Annotated in this window: 18 protein-coding genes; 9 read left to right on the forward strand and 9 right to left on the reverse strand. The window is 45.8% G+C overall.

From position 1 onward, the window contains the following. Positions 1-97 precede the first annotated feature (97 nt). Genes ICV36_RS03145 through ICV36_RS03155 form a run of 3 tightly spaced genes read left to right on the forward strand, consistent with a single transcriptional unit; the run spans position 98 to position 2,725 of the window. Positions 98-955 carry a TIGR00730 family Rossman fold protein gene (locus ICV36_RS03145; RefSeq protein ID WP_215401086.1) on the forward strand — a complete coding sequence of 286 codons (858 nt, stop codon included), beginning with the start codon at positions 98-100 and terminating at the stop codon, positions 953-955. A 26-nt stretch (positions 956-981) separates the two neighbouring features. Continuing rightward, the gene (locus tag ICV36_RS03150) at positions 982-1,494 is read left to right on the forward strand and encodes a hypothetical protein (protein ID WP_215401087.1); all 513 of its coding nucleotides are present in this window, start codon (positions 982-984) and stop codon (positions 1,492-1,494) included. A 13-nt stretch (positions 1,495-1,507) separates the two neighbouring features. Next, positions 1,508-2,725, forward strand: a complete 1,218-nt coding sequence (locus ICV36_RS03155) for an aminoacetone oxidase family FAD-binding enzyme (RefSeq protein WP_215401088.1) — start codon at positions 1,508-1,510, stop codon at positions 2,723-2,725. Between the two features lie 40 nt (positions 2,726-2,765). On the opposite strand, the gene ICV36_RS03160 is transcribed toward ICV36_RS03155, so the two are convergent. After that, entirely contained in the window at positions 2,766-3,521 is a 756-nt protein-coding gene (locus tag ICV36_RS03160; RefSeq protein ID WP_215401089.1) for a TerC family protein, read from the reverse strand. Between the two features lie 63 nt (positions 3,522-3,584). Here ICV36_RS03160 and ICV36_RS03165 point away from each other — a divergent pair, with 63 nt between their 5' ends. Then, positions 3,585-4,562: a tripartite tricarboxylate transporter substrate binding protein gene (locus ICV36_RS03165; protein WP_215401090.1), complete on the forward strand. Its 978-nt coding sequence runs from the start codon at positions 3,585-3,587 to the stop codon at positions 4,560-4,562. Position 4,563: 1 nt separating this feature from the next. Here ICV36_RS03165 and ICV36_RS03170 read toward each other — a convergent pair whose 3' ends face one another. Beyond that, a complete protein-coding gene (locus tag ICV36_RS03170; protein ID WP_215401091.1) occupies positions 4,564-4,953 on the reverse strand; it encodes a group II truncated hemoglobin in 390 nt (129 codons plus the stop codon). A 104-nt stretch (positions 4,954-5,057) separates the two neighbouring features. Between ICV36_RS03170 and ICV36_RS03175 the strand changes: the two genes are divergently transcribed. Then, a complete protein-coding gene (locus tag ICV36_RS03175) occupies positions 5,058-5,585 on the forward strand; it encodes a hypothetical protein (protein ID WP_215401092.1) in 528 nt (175 codons plus the stop codon). Positions 5,586-5,638: 53 nt separating this feature from the next. On the opposite strand, the gene ICV36_RS03180 is transcribed toward ICV36_RS03175, so the two are convergent. Continuing rightward, on the reverse strand, positions 5,639-5,860 hold the full coding sequence (locus tag ICV36_RS03180; protein WP_215401093.1) for a TIGR02450 family Trp-rich protein: 222 nt from the start codon (positions 5,858-5,860) through the stop codon (positions 5,639-5,641). Positions 5,861-5,881: 21 nt separating this feature from the next. Beyond that, on the reverse strand, positions 5,882-6,199 hold the full coding sequence (locus ICV36_RS03185; protein WP_215401094.1) for a hypothetical protein: 318 nt from the start codon (positions 6,197-6,199) through the stop codon (positions 5,882-5,884). A 126-nt stretch (positions 6,200-6,325) separates the two neighbouring features. Here ICV36_RS03185 and ICV36_RS03190 point away from each other — a divergent pair, with 126 nt between their 5' ends. Then, on the forward strand, positions 6,326-7,375 hold the full coding sequence (locus ICV36_RS03190; protein WP_215401095.1) for a fumarylacetoacetate hydrolase family protein: 1,050 nt from the start codon (positions 6,326-6,328) through the stop codon (positions 7,373-7,375). Positions 7,376-7,425: 50 nt separating this feature from the next. Here the strand turns inward: ICV36_RS03190 and ICV36_RS03195 are convergent, their stop codons facing one another. Together ICV36_RS03195 and ICV36_RS03200 are read right to left on the reverse strand one after the other, a co-directional pair. Beyond that, positions 7,426-9,015 carry a rhodanese homology domain-containing protein gene (locus ICV36_RS03195; RefSeq protein ID WP_215401096.1) on the reverse strand — a complete coding sequence of 530 codons (1,590 nt, stop codon included), beginning with the start codon at positions 9,013-9,015 and terminating at the stop codon, positions 7,426-7,428. Between the two features lie 41 nt (positions 9,016-9,056). Next, entirely contained in the window at positions 9,057-10,031 is a 975-nt protein-coding gene (locus ICV36_RS03200; protein ID WP_215401097.1) for a tripartite tricarboxylate transporter substrate binding protein, read from the reverse strand. A gap of 158 nt (positions 10,032-10,189) precedes the next feature. On the opposite strand from ICV36_RS03200, the gene ICV36_RS03205 reads away from it, so the two are divergent. Beyond that, complete coding sequence (locus ICV36_RS03205; protein WP_215401098.1) at positions 10,190-10,378, forward strand: hypothetical protein; 189 nt, start codon at positions 10,190-10,192, stop codon at positions 10,376-10,378. A 77-nt stretch (positions 10,379-10,455) separates the two neighbouring features. Here ICV36_RS03205 and ICV36_RS03210 read toward each other — a convergent pair whose 3' ends face one another. Beyond that, entirely contained in the window at positions 10,456-10,749 is a 294-nt protein-coding gene (locus ICV36_RS03210) for a DUF1330 domain-containing protein (protein WP_251375063.1), read from the reverse strand. Positions 10,750-10,806: 57 nt separating this feature from the next. Here ICV36_RS03210 and ICV36_RS03215 point away from each other — a divergent pair, with 57 nt between their 5' ends. Next, positions 10,807-11,085, forward strand: a complete 279-nt coding sequence (locus tag ICV36_RS03215) for a cupin domain-containing protein (protein ID WP_215401099.1) — start codon at positions 10,807-10,809, stop codon at positions 11,083-11,085. Positions 11,086-11,109: 24 nt separating this feature from the next. After that, positions 11,110-11,991 carry a 3-hydroxyisobutyrate dehydrogenase gene (gene mmsB / locus ICV36_RS03220; protein WP_215401540.1) on the forward strand — a complete coding sequence of 294 codons (882 nt, stop codon included), beginning with the start codon at positions 11,110-11,112 and terminating at the stop codon, positions 11,989-11,991. Between the two features lie 38 nt (positions 11,992-12,029). Here mmsB and selD read toward each other — a convergent pair whose 3' ends face one another. Together selD and ICV36_RS03230 are read right to left on the reverse strand one after the other, a co-directional pair. Beyond that, the gene (selD, locus tag ICV36_RS03225; RefSeq protein WP_215401100.1) at positions 12,030-13,097 is read right to left on the reverse strand and encodes a selenide, water dikinase SelD; all 1,068 of its coding nucleotides are present in this window, start codon (positions 13,095-13,097) and stop codon (positions 12,030-12,032) included. 26 nt (positions 13,098-13,123) lie between these two features. After that, positions 13,124-14,404 (reverse strand): DEAD/DEAH box helicase, encoded by a 1,281-nt coding sequence (locus ICV36_RS03230; RefSeq protein WP_215401101.1) that lies wholly within the window; start codon positions 14,402-14,404, stop codon positions 13,124-13,126. Positions 14,405-14,471: the final 67 nt, after the last annotated feature.

Below are 14,471 nucleotides of genomic sequence, written 5' to 3' on the forward strand. Positions count from 1 at the left end.
AAAAGCCCTAGCCCCCCATATCTGCAGCAGAAATAGGTATTAACACTAGTTTGGGGCGCGAGTTAAGATGGTCTTAACTACATCGAGAAGGTTGCATATGAGCCCAAAGTTACCCGTCCATAACTCACAGACGATTACTGATTTTTTACATCTTCACCCTGGTCAAATATCCGAGGGGGACTCAGACGACTCCTATAAATTTGCTTTTGATGATGAAGCATTTTTGGCTCGTAGAGAGACAATGGGTATTCGCTTCGAATTGGAGCTTCTTAAGCCCGAGGTTCTCCTCAAAGAGCATGGCATTGAACATACGATTACGGTATTTGGCTCCACTCGTTTTATCAGTCATGAGCAAGCTGTGGAGTTGAGGGAAAGAGCTAAGACCCCAGAAGAAATTGCGGCCGCTAATAAAGCGCTATTGCATAGCAAGTATTATGAATCTGCGCGGGAGTTTGGGGCTTTGGTAGCAGCTTATAACGCTACTCAAAATAAAGACTCCAACAAGCTTCATATTTGCACGGGCGGTGGGCCTGGAATAATGGAGGCTGCAAACCGAGGGGCATTCGAAGTAGGCGATCAAACTATCGGTTTCAATATCAGTCTTCCTAGAGAGCAGCACCCCAATCCATACATCAGCCCCGGATTAAGTTTTCGTTTTCATTACTTTGCACTGCGTAAGATGCATTTCATGTTGCGCGCCAGAGCAATTGTTGCCTATCCAGGGGGTTTTGGTTCCTTTGATGAGTTATTTGAAGTGTTAACTCTGATTCAGACAAAGAAAGTGGTTCCTATCCCAGTCATATTAGTGGGCAAAGGATATTGGCAAGAAATGGTGAACTTTAATCACATGGTGGAATTTGGCGTGATTGATCGGGAAGATTTGGAAAGTATCCATTTTTCAGAAACGGCCGAGGAAGCCTGGCGAGTCATACAAGGCTGGTATCAGTTGGGTTAACCGTATCCCCCTGTAAAATCTGTGCCATGCATCCATCACAAGTAAGCCTCGCCACCTCCCTTGATCTCCCGGGCTATCTATTGGGTGGTGCTATGTTGTTGTTGGTCATGGTTTTTCATGGTGTGCTGCTATTGCAGATTGCAAAACGCTATGAAGTCAAAACCTTTCTGTATTTGGCTGAAAAAAAATATTCAGCAGTCGCAATCTGTTTCTACATTAGTGTCTTCTGCTTGTTCTTAACCCATATCGCTGAAATTCTGATTTGGGGTATTGCTTTGTATGTATTTAAATTATTGCCTGTCTTAGGCCAAAGCATTCTATTTAGCGGTAGTACCTACACTGCGATGGGGTTTATGGAAGACACTCTGCCCGATGGCTGGAAGATGCTTGCAGTCATCATTGCATTTTCTGGAATGTTTTCTTTTGCATGGACTGCATCAGTCATGATTTCGATGACTAAGAACTTCCGCCAAGCCTATACCAAGATTCATATGAGAAAACTGAATATCTCATCTGACATCATTGATCGTTTTGAGTAACCCATGATTAAGCATGAGTAAAACTTGGGATGCCATCATCATTGGTGGTGGTGCCGCAGGCCTATTTTGTGCTGGGGTAGCTGGTCAACTCGGTAAAAAAGTGCTGGTGCTTGATCACGCAGCAGTGCTAGGTGAAAAGATTCGCATCAGCGGTGGTGGACGTTGCAACTTTACTAACTTGCATAGCAGCCCAGCGAATTTCCTATCTCTTAATCAACATTTTGTTAAAAGTGCACTAGCGCGGTATCCTGCGGCCGAGTTTATTAAGTTGGTCAGCGCTCATGGCATTCATTACCATGAGAAACACCAAGGCCAATTGTTCTGCGATGACTCAGCGAAGCAGATCATCGATATGCTGTTTTCTGAGTCCGCCAAAGGAAAAGTAACCATACGTAACCCAGTGTCAGTGCAGTCTATTTCTCAAGAGGGTGGGCAATGGGTTGTGCGGACCGACGCAGGCATTGAAAAGACAAAAGCAGTAGTGATGGCTACAGGCGGTCTGCCAGTCCCTGCTATTGGAGCAACAGCATATTCACTAGATATTGCAAAGCAGTTTGGCTTAAACGTAGTGGACCCCAGACCTGCTTTAGTGCCGCTCTCATTTACTGCAGATCATTTTGGTGATCTTAGTGAGTTAGCGGGTCTGAGTGTCCCCGTTCGAATTGCCGCAGGCTCTAAAGGCCATCGGTATGGTGCTTGTAGGTTCAATGAGGATCTGCTACTGACGCACAAAGGACTATCTGGCCCCGCAGTTTTACAAGCAAGTAGTTATTGGCAGGAAGGTGAGCCAATTCAGATTGATTGGCTTGGTGCCGTAGAGCGTCCTGGCGGATTTAACTGTGATGCGCTCTTTAATAATGAAGAGAATCGCCTAAAACTGACTGAAACGATTTTGGCATCAGTAATGCCGCAGCGCCTAGCAAAAGCATTTACAGATCAGAGGGGATTGACGGGTCGTAGATGGGCGGAAGTATCTAAAAAGGATCGACAGTCACTGAAAGAGTTAATCACCAATTGGTCGGTAAAGCCGGCAGGAACCTTGGGATGGAAAAAGGCCGAGGTAATGCTAGGCGGTGTGGATACGAAAGAGCTTGATAGCCAAAGCATGATGTCACGCAAACATCCGGGCCTTTTCTTTATTGGTGAGTGCGTAGATGTTACTGGTCATTTGGGTGGTCATAACTTTCAATGGGCCTGGGCAAGTGGCTTTGCTTGCGCAAACGCTCTGTAACAAATAGATCCGATCTAGTTCGCTTACTTAGCGTGCTTGCCTATCGCCTCTTCTTTTCCCGGGAGCGGATGTTTAAAAGCTCCACGGATAGTGAAAACGCCATCGCAACATAAACATATCCTTTGGGAATATGAACCCCCATACCTTCAGCAATTAAAACGACACCTACGACCGTCAGAAATGACAAAGCCAGCACTTTGATAGAGGGATGACGATGCACAAAATCCCCAATAGGCTTTGCGGCGACGAGCATGATGAGCACAGAAGCTAATACGGCTGCAATCATGACGCTAATTTGGTCGACCATGCCTACTGCTGTAATCACGCTATCCAATGAAAAAATGATATCCAGTAGGCCAATTTGTAAGACGGAGCCAATAAATAAGGTCATCATCGATTTGCCGCTATTTTGACCCTTTGCATTACCGTGATCTTCGTGATGTTCGCCAACCTCAACCTCTGTATAAATTTCTTTAGAGGCCTTCCAGATCAAGAAGAATCCACCAAGCAATAGGATTAAGTCTCGACCGCTAATAGATTTTTCAGCAATACTAAAGAGTGGTTCGGTAAGGCCCATCACCCAAGATAGGCTAAGCAATAGAAGAATGCGCGTGACTAAAGCGAAAATTAGACCAAAGCGACGTACTCTTTCTCGAATCTCTGCAGGAAGTCTGTTGGCGATAACGCTAATAAAGATGATGTTATCAATGCCTAAAATAATTTCTAGAGCGGATAGCGTGAGAAAGGCGATCCATACATTTGGGTCGCTAAAAAGCTGCAGTATGCTTTCGATCATTTTTTACTTTGCTGTTGTGGCCTTAAGGTAAAGTGTAGCCAAGTAAATTAAATACTTTGCTCTATGTATAAGCCCACACAAATAATCAGGATATTGCTACTCAGCGCAGTAGCACTTTTGGGCACTCATTCAGCAATTGCAGCCTATCCCGATAAACCCATCAAGATCATCATTGGATTTCCTGCGGGAGGGCCCTTAGATGCGCATATTCGTCTTCTGGTTGATAAATTGCAGAGCTCCCTGGGTCAAACGGTAATTGTTGATTACAAGGCGGGTGCGGGAGGTGCGGTCGGGGCTCAATTTGTCATGCAATCACCACCCGATGGATATACCGTGCTGTTGGCAAATACGGGGACGATGGTTATCAATCCTGCCATCTATACAAAATCACCCTATGACACCTTAAAGGATTTTCAGCCGATTGCCAGAACTGCACAGCAACCACTTGCGTTAATCGTAAATAAAGATGTGCAAGCCAACACACTCAAAGAGTTTGTGGCTTATGCAAAAGCCAATCCTGGAAAGTTGAATTACGGCTCGGCTGGCAATGGTGGAATTTCTCATTTGGTACCCGAGATGCTCAAGAGTGATACGGGAATATTTATGGTGCATATTCCTTTTAAAGGAAGTGCGCCAGCATTTACAGATTTGATTGCGGGCCATGTGCAATTTATGGCGGAGTCCGTGCCGCAAGCAGCTAATTATGCCAAGCAAGGCAAAGTGAAAGCGTTGGCTGTGACTAGTGCCAAACGTAACCCAGCCTTGCCGAATACACCTACCGTAATTGAAACCGGGGTTGCTAACTTGGATGTTGTTGGTTTCTATGGAATCCTAGCCCCCAAGGGAACGCCACCCGAAGCGGTAAATAAGTTAAGTCAGGCATTTAAAGAAACGTTGGAATCACCTGACATCCAGAAAAAAATTATTGATCAAGGCGCTGATCCTGCTTACTTAAATGCCGAACAATTTACAAAGTTCCTTAGCGCAGAAATGCCGCGTTGGGCCAAGGCTGTGAAACAGGCCGGTGCTAAGCTCGACTAATTTAGTTAGGTTGATTTCTCATCCAGTCAGCAGTATTCAAAAAAGACTCCTCCAGTTGCTTTGCGGCGTTGCCATCTATGCCGCATTCTTCCATTGCTTTGTACATGCAAGCAAGCCACTGATTTCGTTCTTTCATGCCGATCTTGAATGGGAGGTGGCGGGCTCTGAGCATTGGATGGCCATACTTGGGTGAGTAGATATCAGGACCCCCCATCCAGCCGGTCAGGAAAAACTTCAATTTTTCTCGGGAAGTCGATAAATCCTGAGGGTGCATTGCCCGCAAATCCTCAAAAATTGGCTCCAAAGCCATTAAATCGTAAAAACGATCCACTAATTCATCGATTTTGTCGATTCCGCCTATGGATTCATAAATGGAGGTTCTTGTAGTCATATTGTCATTTTAATGCGGTAATTTAGGCAATTTGGCAGTTGGCTCAATTCGGTATAGAGTTAAACATCGAAGTCTTCTTAACACTAATTTAAAGGAGCATAAAAATGGATGCAAAAGAACTTCAAAAATGGCAACGTGAAAAAGCAAAAGAATTATTCGATTATTCGCACACTTTGCTTGAGGCAGCCAAAAAATTAAGCGAGCATCATTTGGCTGAGATTGAGTGGGGCATGAAAAACGCTCTAGAAAGCGCCAAGTCTGCCGCAAAGAATGATTTGGCCAAACTCAAGGATCTGCAAGAGGAGGCTGCAAAAGAGACGGCGAAACGTGCTGCTGCCTATCAAAAGAAAGTGAAGTCAGTACTCAAGGAGCTTGGTGATGGTGCTGCTGATGAAACTGAAAAGCATCTGGAAAAGGTTCGCAGCTCTCTAGTAACTTGGCTTGAGGATGCTGAGAATAAAATGCCAGCACATGCCGATAAGTTATCGAAGGTGGTTCACGAAATGTCAGTGACTGGGCAGAATATGTTCAAGGAAGGACGTCGCATTGTGAATCAAGTGGCTGAGACAGCAGAAAAGAATATCGATGAGTTGGTTAAAAAATCTGGGGCCAAAAAGAAATCGGGCGATTAACCCATTCTGTTGATATACAAAACCAAAGCCGCTTCAGAAATGAGGCGGCTTTTTTATTTCCATCCCTGTAGCCACAGTTCAGTATTAGTAAGATCACGCCAAGCAATTTGGGTGGTTTTCTTGGAATAGACCGCTTCAATTTCCACAAATTCAATTTTTCCGTCGGGCAACTCCGGAAGAATCACCTTGCTAACAAGGAAATGCTTTTGTTTGGCAATCGGCTTTACTGCAGTCCATTTTGTGAGGAGCAATTTCTTGGGGCTCAATCGATTCATTGCTAGATTTTTATCCAACCTTTATAAGGCTGCGCATTGGTATTCTTGCCCGTTACTCAGAAGTAGTCCTGAGGAGGGTGTGAAAGTGATGCTAGATTGCGTGGTATGGGCTGGACACTTTTGATCAAAATAACTTTGATTTCCTAGGCTGCCACAGTAATCAAGCTTGGCATTTTTAAATTCCATCTGGGCCTTGCGAAGCACCATAGAAATTTTATTCTCGCTTGGGGACTGGCAGCTCCAGGTGGTGTAGGTTTCTCGTTCGCAGGCGCAAAGACCAAATAATAGGCATGCAGAAGCAAGAAAGCGGATGGAGGCTGAACTAATCAAAGGGCGCATTTCCTAAGAATAGCGATTTTTTCAATATTCTGCCCAAGACCAGAGTTTGGTATTACTATTTACGACAGATCGTTTAAAGAACGTATCAGTATTAATAAAAAATCAATAAAAATTAAAGGAGACGCTGTGGATACAACTCGGAGAGATGCGCTCAAGTTGGGTGCAACTGCTGCTGTGAGTGGCATGTTTATTTCAAATGCGATTGCTGCCCCTGACGGTCGTCAACCTATCGTGGTTGAGCCAATGACAGGCAAGGCAGGCTTTCGTATTGCCAACTACTTGCCCAAAATGGGTGCTACTTCAAGATTGGGTTTGGTAACCAATGACGGTATGGTTGTTGATATTCCCGCTGAAGCGGCCCGTCAAAAAGTGCAGCTCTCATTTGATCCAACATCCACCATTTCATTGGCCGCATCAGGCAATCGAGGGCTTACTGAACTAGCTGCACTATTTAAGGGTCGTGGCTCTAATTTGCAAAACGTGAATCAAGTTATTTTGTTATCACCGATTCCTAAGCCGCAAAGCAATATCTATTGTGTGGGTTGGAATTACTTAGATCACTTCGACGAAGGCAAAGACAGACGCGCTGATCAAGGTGTCAAAGAATATCCAAAGGTGCCCGTTCTCTTCACCAAAGGTGTACAAACGATGAATGGCCCATTTGACCCCATTCCATATGACGGTAGTTACTCCACGATGATTGACTGGGAAGCAGAGCTAGCGGTAGTGATTGGCAAGAAGGGCAAGAATATTGCTGAAGAAAACGCCATGGATTATGTTTTTGGCTACGCTGCCTATAACGATACAACTGCTCGCGATGTTCAGCAAAAACGCCACTCTGGTCAGTGGTTTAAAGGTAAGAGCTTAGATGGTCACGGTCCGATGGGTCCGTGGATTGTGACGGCTGGTGGCGTGAATTTGGATGACACCCGCATCATCTGTCGTGTCAATGGTGTTGAAAAGCAAAACGCTAGCTACAAGCAAATGTACTTCAAGATTCCAGTGGTGATTGCTGAGCTTTCCCGCAGCCTAACGCTGATGCCAGGAGACATCATTGCTACTGGCACTCCTGCTGGAGTTGGTTACAGCAGAAAGCCTCCAGAGTTCTTAAAGCCAGGTGACAGTATGGAAACAGAAATTACGGGGATTGGCATCATTCGCAACAAGATCGCTTAATTCAATAAGTAAATCCCTAGAAGAGCAGTGGCAAGGACGGCAGAGAATGCTTACAGGACCCAGAAGTGGTGGGTGCCGTCCTTACCCAGTTGCTCTACTAAACCAAATTCCCAATCCAAATACGCCTGCATCGCTGCGGGATCAACATTAGTGCCTTCATAAGGACGCTTATAGCGATCCAGAGGAGGTGAGGCTAAATGGCTTGGACCTTTTTCCAGTGCTAAGCCTGCATTTGTCCACGCAAGATTGCCGCCTTCTAAAACAAGTACCTCGGCATTGGTGAGTGTTTGCAGTTCTTCAGCGGCAAAGTAGCTCAGTTCGCTCGGTGAACTACTAATGACATAGCGATCAACCTCAGGGATATTTTTCAAAGCATCAGCAAGTTGAGAGCGCAAGGCAAACCAACTACCGGGTATATGTCCTTTAACGTAATTTGCATGGGTGCTGAAATCAATAGCAATCGTATTGCTATCGTTTTTAAGCCAATTGGAAACAGTTATCGCATCTGCGCTTGCAATCGTTGGAAGGGTGGGCAAAGAGGGTTTCCAAGCGCCTTTCTCCGTAAGATGAGATGAGCTAAAGCCGTCAAGCACATACACATCCCATGCCATCTGCGCCAACCAAGAGGCTGGCATATTGGCGCGCACTCCGCCGCCGCTAGGATCCACCAAAACAATACGAGCACCCCGAACTGGAGCAACCATTTCCGTTTCTTGTACTAACTGTCCACCTGGCACCGATCTAAATCCGGGGAGATGACCCGCCTCATATTCTTCTGGAGTGCGAGTGTCAAAGAAATAGGTGGTTCGATCGATTTGACTTTTCCAAGTTTGAACGTCACTTAGATCAGCGCGCTTGACGCCCGCTCTATCGGCAACACTGCGGGCACGATTTGCGGCATCGCTCTTGGTTGCTTCACTGACTTCCTGAAACTTTCTGCTTTGACCTTTATCTAACGCTTGCCCTGCAAGGGTCCAGCCAATCGTACCATTGCGCAATGCATGAACTTCGTTCGGAATGCCTGCGTTTATCAGCGACTGAGTGCCAATGATGCTGCGAGTTCTGCCAGCACAGTTCACAATTACTTTGGTTTGTGGATTGGGGGCTAATTCAGGTAGGCGAAGTACAAGCTCTGCACCAGGAACGCTAATTCCTGTTGGAATGCTCATGGTGTTGTATTCATCAAAGCGCCGAACATCGACTACAACAACATCTTCTTTTGTATCGATTAATTGTTTTACTTCTTGTGCAGATAGAGAAGGCGTGTGGCGCTTAGATTCGACTAGCTCACCAAAAGACTTGCTGGGTACATTGACATCCTTAAAAACTTCACCGCCGGCTGCCTTCCATGCCTTGACGCCGCCCTCAAATACAGAAACATCAGAGTAGCCAAGTTGAATTAAACGCTCAGCTGCGAGTTGGGCAAAACCTTCGCCATCATCCAAGGTAACAATCGGCACAGTTTTCTTTGGTAGTTTTGCGTAAGCATCGATTTCAATTCTGGAGAGGGGTAGGTTTGCAGCAAATAGCGGATGCTCTTGTGCATGGGGATCTTCCTCGCGTACATCTAATAACGCAATTTCTTCTTTATTAAGCAGTTTATTGCGAACAAAGGAGTAGTTCTTGGTCTGAATGATCATGCTGTCTCTTTATTGTTTGGTATTTTTTTAAACTACTTTGCTTAATCTAACTTGGCGCCAGATTTTTTAACAACTTCACCCCAGCGCGTAATTTCTTGGTTGATGTAAGCGGCCAACTCAGGGCGCGTCAGCTTGGGGACGGTTGCACCCATAGCTGCCCAACGCTCTTTGATTTCTGGGGAGGCCAGTGCTGTCTGCACCTCAGCAGTCATCTTATCGATAATTTCTTTTGGCGTACCTTTGATCGCCCACATGGCATACCAACTGCTCACAATGAAATTCGTTATCCCTAATTCTTGAGCGGTTGGCACATTCGGAAATGCATCTACTCTTTTAGAGGTTGCAACTGCGACTGCAATCAGTTGACCATTCTTAATAAATGGCGCTGCACCTGCAAGTGTGTCAAACATCATGTCGACTTGACCTGCTACCAGATCTTGAAGAGCGGGTCCTGTCCCACGATAAGGAATATGGGTAATGAATAATTTGTTTTGCATCTTAAAGAGTTCGCCCGTTAAGTGCTGCGAGGTGCCATTGCCCGTGGATGCATAGTTGTATTTCCCGGGATGTTTGCGAATCTCTTCCATGATGGACTTCAAATCATTCTTTGGAAACTTAGTGGGATTCACAACGATGACATGGGGAACGCTGCCAATGATTGCGATAGGCTCAAAATCTTTGGTGATGTCATAGGAAAGATTGGTATACATGCTTGGTGCAATCGAATGATGCACCGCACCAAGAAGCCAGGTATATCCATCAGGCGCCATTTTTGCTGCGACTGCAGCACCGAGAGTTCCGCCTGCGCCACCACGGTTATCAACCACGATAGAGTCATTTAATTGGACTGAAAGTTGCTTTGCTAAAGGGCGCCCAAATGCGTCTACAGCCCCGCCTGGGGGGAATGGGTTAATAAAGGTGATTGGTTTATTGGGGGCAGGCCAGGGGCTGGTTTGTGCATTAGCTGTGAGCGCCAAAAGGGCGCCAATAACGAATGGAAGGATTTTTCTGAGCATTTTTGCTTTCCTTGGGCTGTTTTGACGATTGGGACTATTTTGGCTGAACCCTTAAATATAAGAGTTATCCCTGATTTAGGGGGCGATTTTCTATGCTTTTTATAGAGATATACTGACTCGGCTGTCAGGGAAATATTCAATTGTTAATAGGAGACGAGATGTCACAACACGATACATTGTTGACTGCTTTTGAAACTTACAAAGCTGAAAACGAAAAATTCATTGAAAAGGGCATTAAGGCATCTGCTGCGCGTGCACGTAAGGCCTTGCAAGAGATTGCTGGCGCATGCAAAGAGCGTCGTAAAGAAATTACTGCTGCTAAAGAAGCAATGGAAGCTAAGAAGTAATTCTCTCTTCAGACCGATTGAAAAGCCTAGCCTTTATAAGCTAGGCTTTTTTACTTGTAGCGTAGATCTCAGCGGGCTTAGATGGCCACGCTGAATAGGGTGAGCTTCATTGCTTTGCTGCGAATGGGTACGAGCAATTGGTATTCAGAACTATTGGCCCAAGCATGAGCATCTTGCACGCTGGGAAACTCCAGCTCTACAAATGTGTTGAATGGCGCTGCGCCCAGTTCATTCCAAAATAGCTCTGCAACTGAGCCACGGTTTTTGATTGCGCCCTTATAGAGTTCCACCGTTTTGCCAACCTGAGATCGGTATTGTTCAAAGGCGCCTTGATCATTCAACTCCATTAACCCAATTACTTTAACCATCATGACTCCTTAGGAAGATTGCTAAATGCTAAGAGAGTATATCCACGCTATAGTGAGCGTATGAATTCAGAGCAATTTCTGCAGTTACTTCGCCTAGATGGGTTTCCTGATCCAGTAGAGGTTCAGCAGATTCCTAATGGCAGGCTAGACGTACATGAACACCCCTTTGAGGTGATGGCGCTTGTCATTGAAGGTGATATCACCATCGACATCGATGGGGTGAGTAAGGATTACAAGGCTGGCGAGATTTTCCATCTGGAGTTTAAAGAGCCTCATGCAGAATCTTATGGCCCTCAAGGTGTGAAATACTTGGCATCAAGAAAACAAATAAACAAATAAGCAATAAATAAAAAGGTTAGGAACATTATGAAAATCGGATTTATTGGACTAGGCAATATGGGTTTACCAATGGCGCTGAACTTATTAAAAGCGGGTTATCAGGTCACTGGCTTTGATTTAGTCAAGAACCAGTTAGATGCGTTTGCTACAGCTGGCGGCGTGGTTGCAATCAGTGCCAATGAGACCGCAAAAGATGCGGATGTGGTAATTAGTATGTTGCCCGCTTCACGTCATGTGGAAGGTTTGTACCTTGGTGACGCAGGCTTGTTAGTCAATGCAAATCCTAAGACCCTGCTAATGGATTGCTCAACAATCTCTCCCAAAGTTGCGCAAACAGTTGCTGCTGCAGCAAAGGCAAAAGGTTTTGTCATGATTGATGCCCCAGTTTCTGGTGGGACTGCAGGGGCGCAAGACGGCACCTTAACGTTTATGGTTGGCGGCGATGCAAGTGCACTTGAGTGTGCACGCCCATTGCTAGAGAAGATGGGCAAGAATATCTTTCATGCAGGTAGTAATGGGGCGGGGCAGACCGTTAAAGTCTGTAACAACATGCTCTTGGGAATTCAGATGCTGGGTACTAGTGAGGCACTACGCCTAGGCATTGCCAATGGCATGGATCCTAAAGTATTGTCTGACATCATGTCGAAAAGCTCAGGGCGTAATTGGGCTTTAGAGCTATACAACCCTTGTCCGGGAGTAATGGAAAATGTGCCATCTTCAAATGGCTATGTGGGCGGCTTTGGCGTAGACCTGATGCTTAAGGATTTAGGCTTAGCAGTTGAGAATGCTGAAAATCTAGATGCTAGCGTACCACTTGGAAAGCTGGCGCAACAGCTTTATGAGAAACACAGCCAAGCAGGTAATGGCCAGTTGGATTTCTCAAGCGTCTTTAATCTCAAGAAATAGTCGAAGAGATAAGTCTAAGAAAAAACTTAAGAAACCACTTAAGAAACCACTAAGGGCTTTTCTTGACGCTTGCTCATTTGTCCAATGACACGGGCGCCTAAGGAGTGGTGTTGATTAAATATATCGAGCACCTCTTTGACGCTATCGGGGCTACAAGAGACTAGTAGGCCGCCACTAGTTTGTGGATCCGTTAATAGGGCGCGTTGAGCTGGTGTGAAGTCTGCTGGAATGGCTACTTCATCACCATAGCTGAGCCAATTTCTATCTGAAGCGCCAGTAATCACACCGCCATCAGCTAGTGTTTGAACGTTGGAAAGTAAAGGCACTTGGCTCCAGTCAATGTGCGCTGTGCAGTTCGAGCCTCGAGCTAACTCTAGGGTATGACCAGCCAGACCAAAGCCGGTGACATCCGTTAACGCATGTACGCCAGCTAGCTTTGCTAGATCAGGGCCAGCAGAATTGAGTTTGGTGGTATTCGAGATCATCTCTCGATATCCGTCTGGGCCTAATAGGTCTTTTTTAAGTGCAGCAGATAAAACGCCAACACCCAATGGTTTTCCGAGAATGAGTACATCGCCTGGTTTGGCGCTCGCATTACTCTTTACACGCTGAGGATCAACAATACCTATTGCTACTAAACCATAGATAGGTTCAACAGAATCAATCGTATGTCCACCAGCAATTGGAATGCCAGCGCTACGACAAGCTTCGGCACCGCCTTCTAAAATTCTGGCAATGGTTTTATTGGATAAGATCTTAATAGGCATGCCGACTAAGGCAAGGGCAAATAAAGGCGTGCCTCCCATTGCATAGATATCGCTAATGGCATTAGTAGCTGCAATTTTTCCAAAGTCAAAGGGATCATCCACAATCGGCATAAAAAAGTCCGTAGTAGCTACGATGGCCTGTGACTCATTGATTTGATAAACGGCGGCATCATCAGAAGTTGCAATACCAATGAGCAACTCTTTTGGAAAAGGGAGTTGCGGTACATTTTTAAGGATCTCAGAGAGAACGCCAGGAGCAATCTTGCAACCACACCCTCCACCATGAGAGAGGGATGTGAGGCGTGGTTCGGTTCCTAATATTTCTGTGCTTTGACTCATGCTAGATATTCTAAACGTGGATTTGCTTAACGATGAGTGCTTCTTTTAGCTGGGCCGCTGCGCTTTGCCGGAGTCTTCTTGGTCGGCGCCCCACCAGAGCCAGCAGGTCTTGGCCTTCTAGACTGTTGGTGTTGTTGGCTGCGGAGTTGAATGGGTTGCGCCACGGCATTGGGGTCGGGCTCAAACCCTGCGATTACTTCCTGCGGTAATTTTTGCTTAATGAGCTTTTCAATATCTCTAAGCATTTGGTGTTCGTCGACGCATACCAATGACACTGCCACACCATTTGATCCTGCGCGACCAGTGCGCCCAATGCGATGCACATAGTCCTCAGGTACGTTTGGAAGATCGTAATTAACAACGTGAGGAAGTTGGTCAATATCAATACCGCGTGCAGCAATATCGGTGGCAACTAACGCAGTTAATTTACCAGCCTTAAAGTCGGCTAATGCTTTAGTGCGGGCAGATTGACTTTTATTGCCATGGATGGCCATGCTCGTTATGCCATCTTTTTCGAGTTGAGTCACTAACTTATTGGCGCCATGTTTAGTACGAGTAAAAACCAGCACCTGCTTCCAGTCATTGCTCTTAATCAGATGGGCTAAAAGCGGATGTTTCTTGGTTCTATCTACTGGGTGAATGAGTTGCGCAATCGCTTCATTAGTGCTGTTACTGCGGGCCACTTCAATTAACTCCGGCGCGTTTAATAGACCATCGGCCAATTTTTTGATTTCAGTAGAGAAGGTGGCGGAGAAGAGAAGGTTCTGCCGCTTCTTGGGGAGGGCTGCCAAGATTTTCTTAATGTCGCGCAAGAAGCCCATATCGAGCATACGATCTGCTTCATCCAGAACCAGAATTTCTATGTGATTGAGTGAGACGAAATTTTGTGACATCAAATCCAATAGACGACCTGGTGTAGCAACCAAAATATCCAGGCCGGCAGCAATCGCTTTAATTTGAGGGTTGGCACCAACGCCACCAAAGATCACAGTAGACTTTAAGCCGGTGTATTTGCCGTAGGTCTCAACTGATTCTTGAACTTGAGCTGCTAGCTCTCGTGTTGGTGTGAGGATTAAGACACGCAGTAGGCGTTTGCCAGAACTTACATTGGAAGTGCTTAAGCGCTGCAGAATCGGTAGAGTAAAGCCGGCGGTTTTCCCTGTACCAGTTTGTGCCGCAGCTAATAGGTCGCCGCCTTTTAATACGGCTGGAATCGATTTTGCTTGAATCGGGGTGGGGCTGGTATAGCCCTCCTCTTTGATGGCGCGAAGAATGGGTTCTGATAAACCAAGATCTGTAAATAACATAGGGACCAATGATGTATTGACCCGTATTCAACGTATTAAAAAATCGACTATCCCGGTCAATGGGGTG

The organism is Polynucleobacter sp. MWH-UH35A (genome assembly GCF_018687075.1).
In the GTDB taxonomy this organism is placed as follows: Bacteria; Pseudomonadota; Gammaproteobacteria; order Burkholderiales; family Burkholderiaceae; genus Polynucleobacter.

What these genes read in the sequence shown, in the direction of transcription:
- ICV36_RS03185 (WP_215401094.1), bottom strand. Translation starts at nt 6,199, where the DNA reads ATGCGCCCTTTGATTAGTTCAGCCTCCATCCGCTTTCTTGCTTCTGCA.
- ICV36_RS03145 (WP_215401086.1), top strand. Translation starts at nt 98, where the DNA reads ATGAGCCCAAAGTTACCCGTCCATAACTCACAGACGATTACTGATTTT.
- ICV36_RS03215 (WP_215401099.1), top strand. Translation starts at nt 10,807, where the DNA reads ATGAATTCAGAGCAATTTCTGCAGTTACTTCGCCTAGATGGGTTTCCT.
- ICV36_RS03180 (WP_215401093.1), bottom strand. Translation starts at nt 5,860, where the DNA reads ATGAATCGATTGAGCCCCAAGAAATTGCTCCTCACAAAATGGACTGCA.
- ICV36_RS03165 (WP_215401090.1), top strand. Translation starts at nt 3,585, where the DNA reads ATGTATAAGCCCACACAAATAATCAGGATATTGCTACTCAGCGCAGTA.
- ICV36_RS03150 (WP_215401087.1), top strand. Translation starts at nt 982, where the DNA reads ATGCATCCATCACAAGTAAGCCTCGCCACCTCCCTTGATCTCCCGGGC.
- ICV36_RS03160 (WP_215401089.1), bottom strand. Translation starts at nt 3,521, where the DNA reads ATGATCGAAAGCATACTGCAGCTTTTTAGCGACCCAAATGTATGGATC.
- ICV36_RS03230 (WP_215401101.1), bottom strand. Translation starts at nt 14,404, where the DNA reads ATGTTATTTACAGATCTTGGTTTATCAGAACCCATTCTTCGCGCCATC.
- ICV36_RS03175 (WP_215401092.1), top strand. Translation starts at nt 5,058, where the DNA reads ATGGATGCAAAAGAACTTCAAAAATGGCAACGTGAAAAAGCAAAAGAA.
- selD (WP_215401100.1), bottom strand. Translation starts at nt 13,097, where the DNA reads ATGAGTCAAAGCACAGAAATATTAGGAACCGAACCACGCCTCACATCC.
- ICV36_RS03195 (WP_215401096.1), bottom strand. Translation starts at nt 9,015, where the DNA reads ATGATCATTCAGACCAAGAACTACTCCTTTGTTCGCAATAAACTGCTT.
- ICV36_RS03155 (WP_215401088.1), top strand. Translation starts at nt 1,508, where the DNA reads ATGAGTAAAACTTGGGATGCCATCATCATTGGTGGTGGTGCCGCAGGC.
- ICV36_RS03205 (WP_215401098.1), top strand. Translation starts at nt 10,190, where the DNA reads ATGTCACAACACGATACATTGTTGACTGCTTTTGAAACTTACAAAGCT.
- ICV36_RS03200 (WP_215401097.1), bottom strand. Translation starts at nt 10,031, where the DNA reads ATGCTCAGAAAAATCCTTCCATTCGTTATTGGCGCCCTTTTGGCGCTC.
- ICV36_RS03210 (WP_251375063.1), bottom strand. Translation starts at nt 10,749, where the DNA reads ATGATGGTTAAAGTAATTGGGTTAATGGAGTTGAATGATCAAGGCGCC.
- ICV36_RS03170 (WP_215401091.1), bottom strand. Translation starts at nt 4,953, where the DNA reads ATGACTACAAGAACCTCCATTTATGAATCCATAGGCGGAATCGACAAA.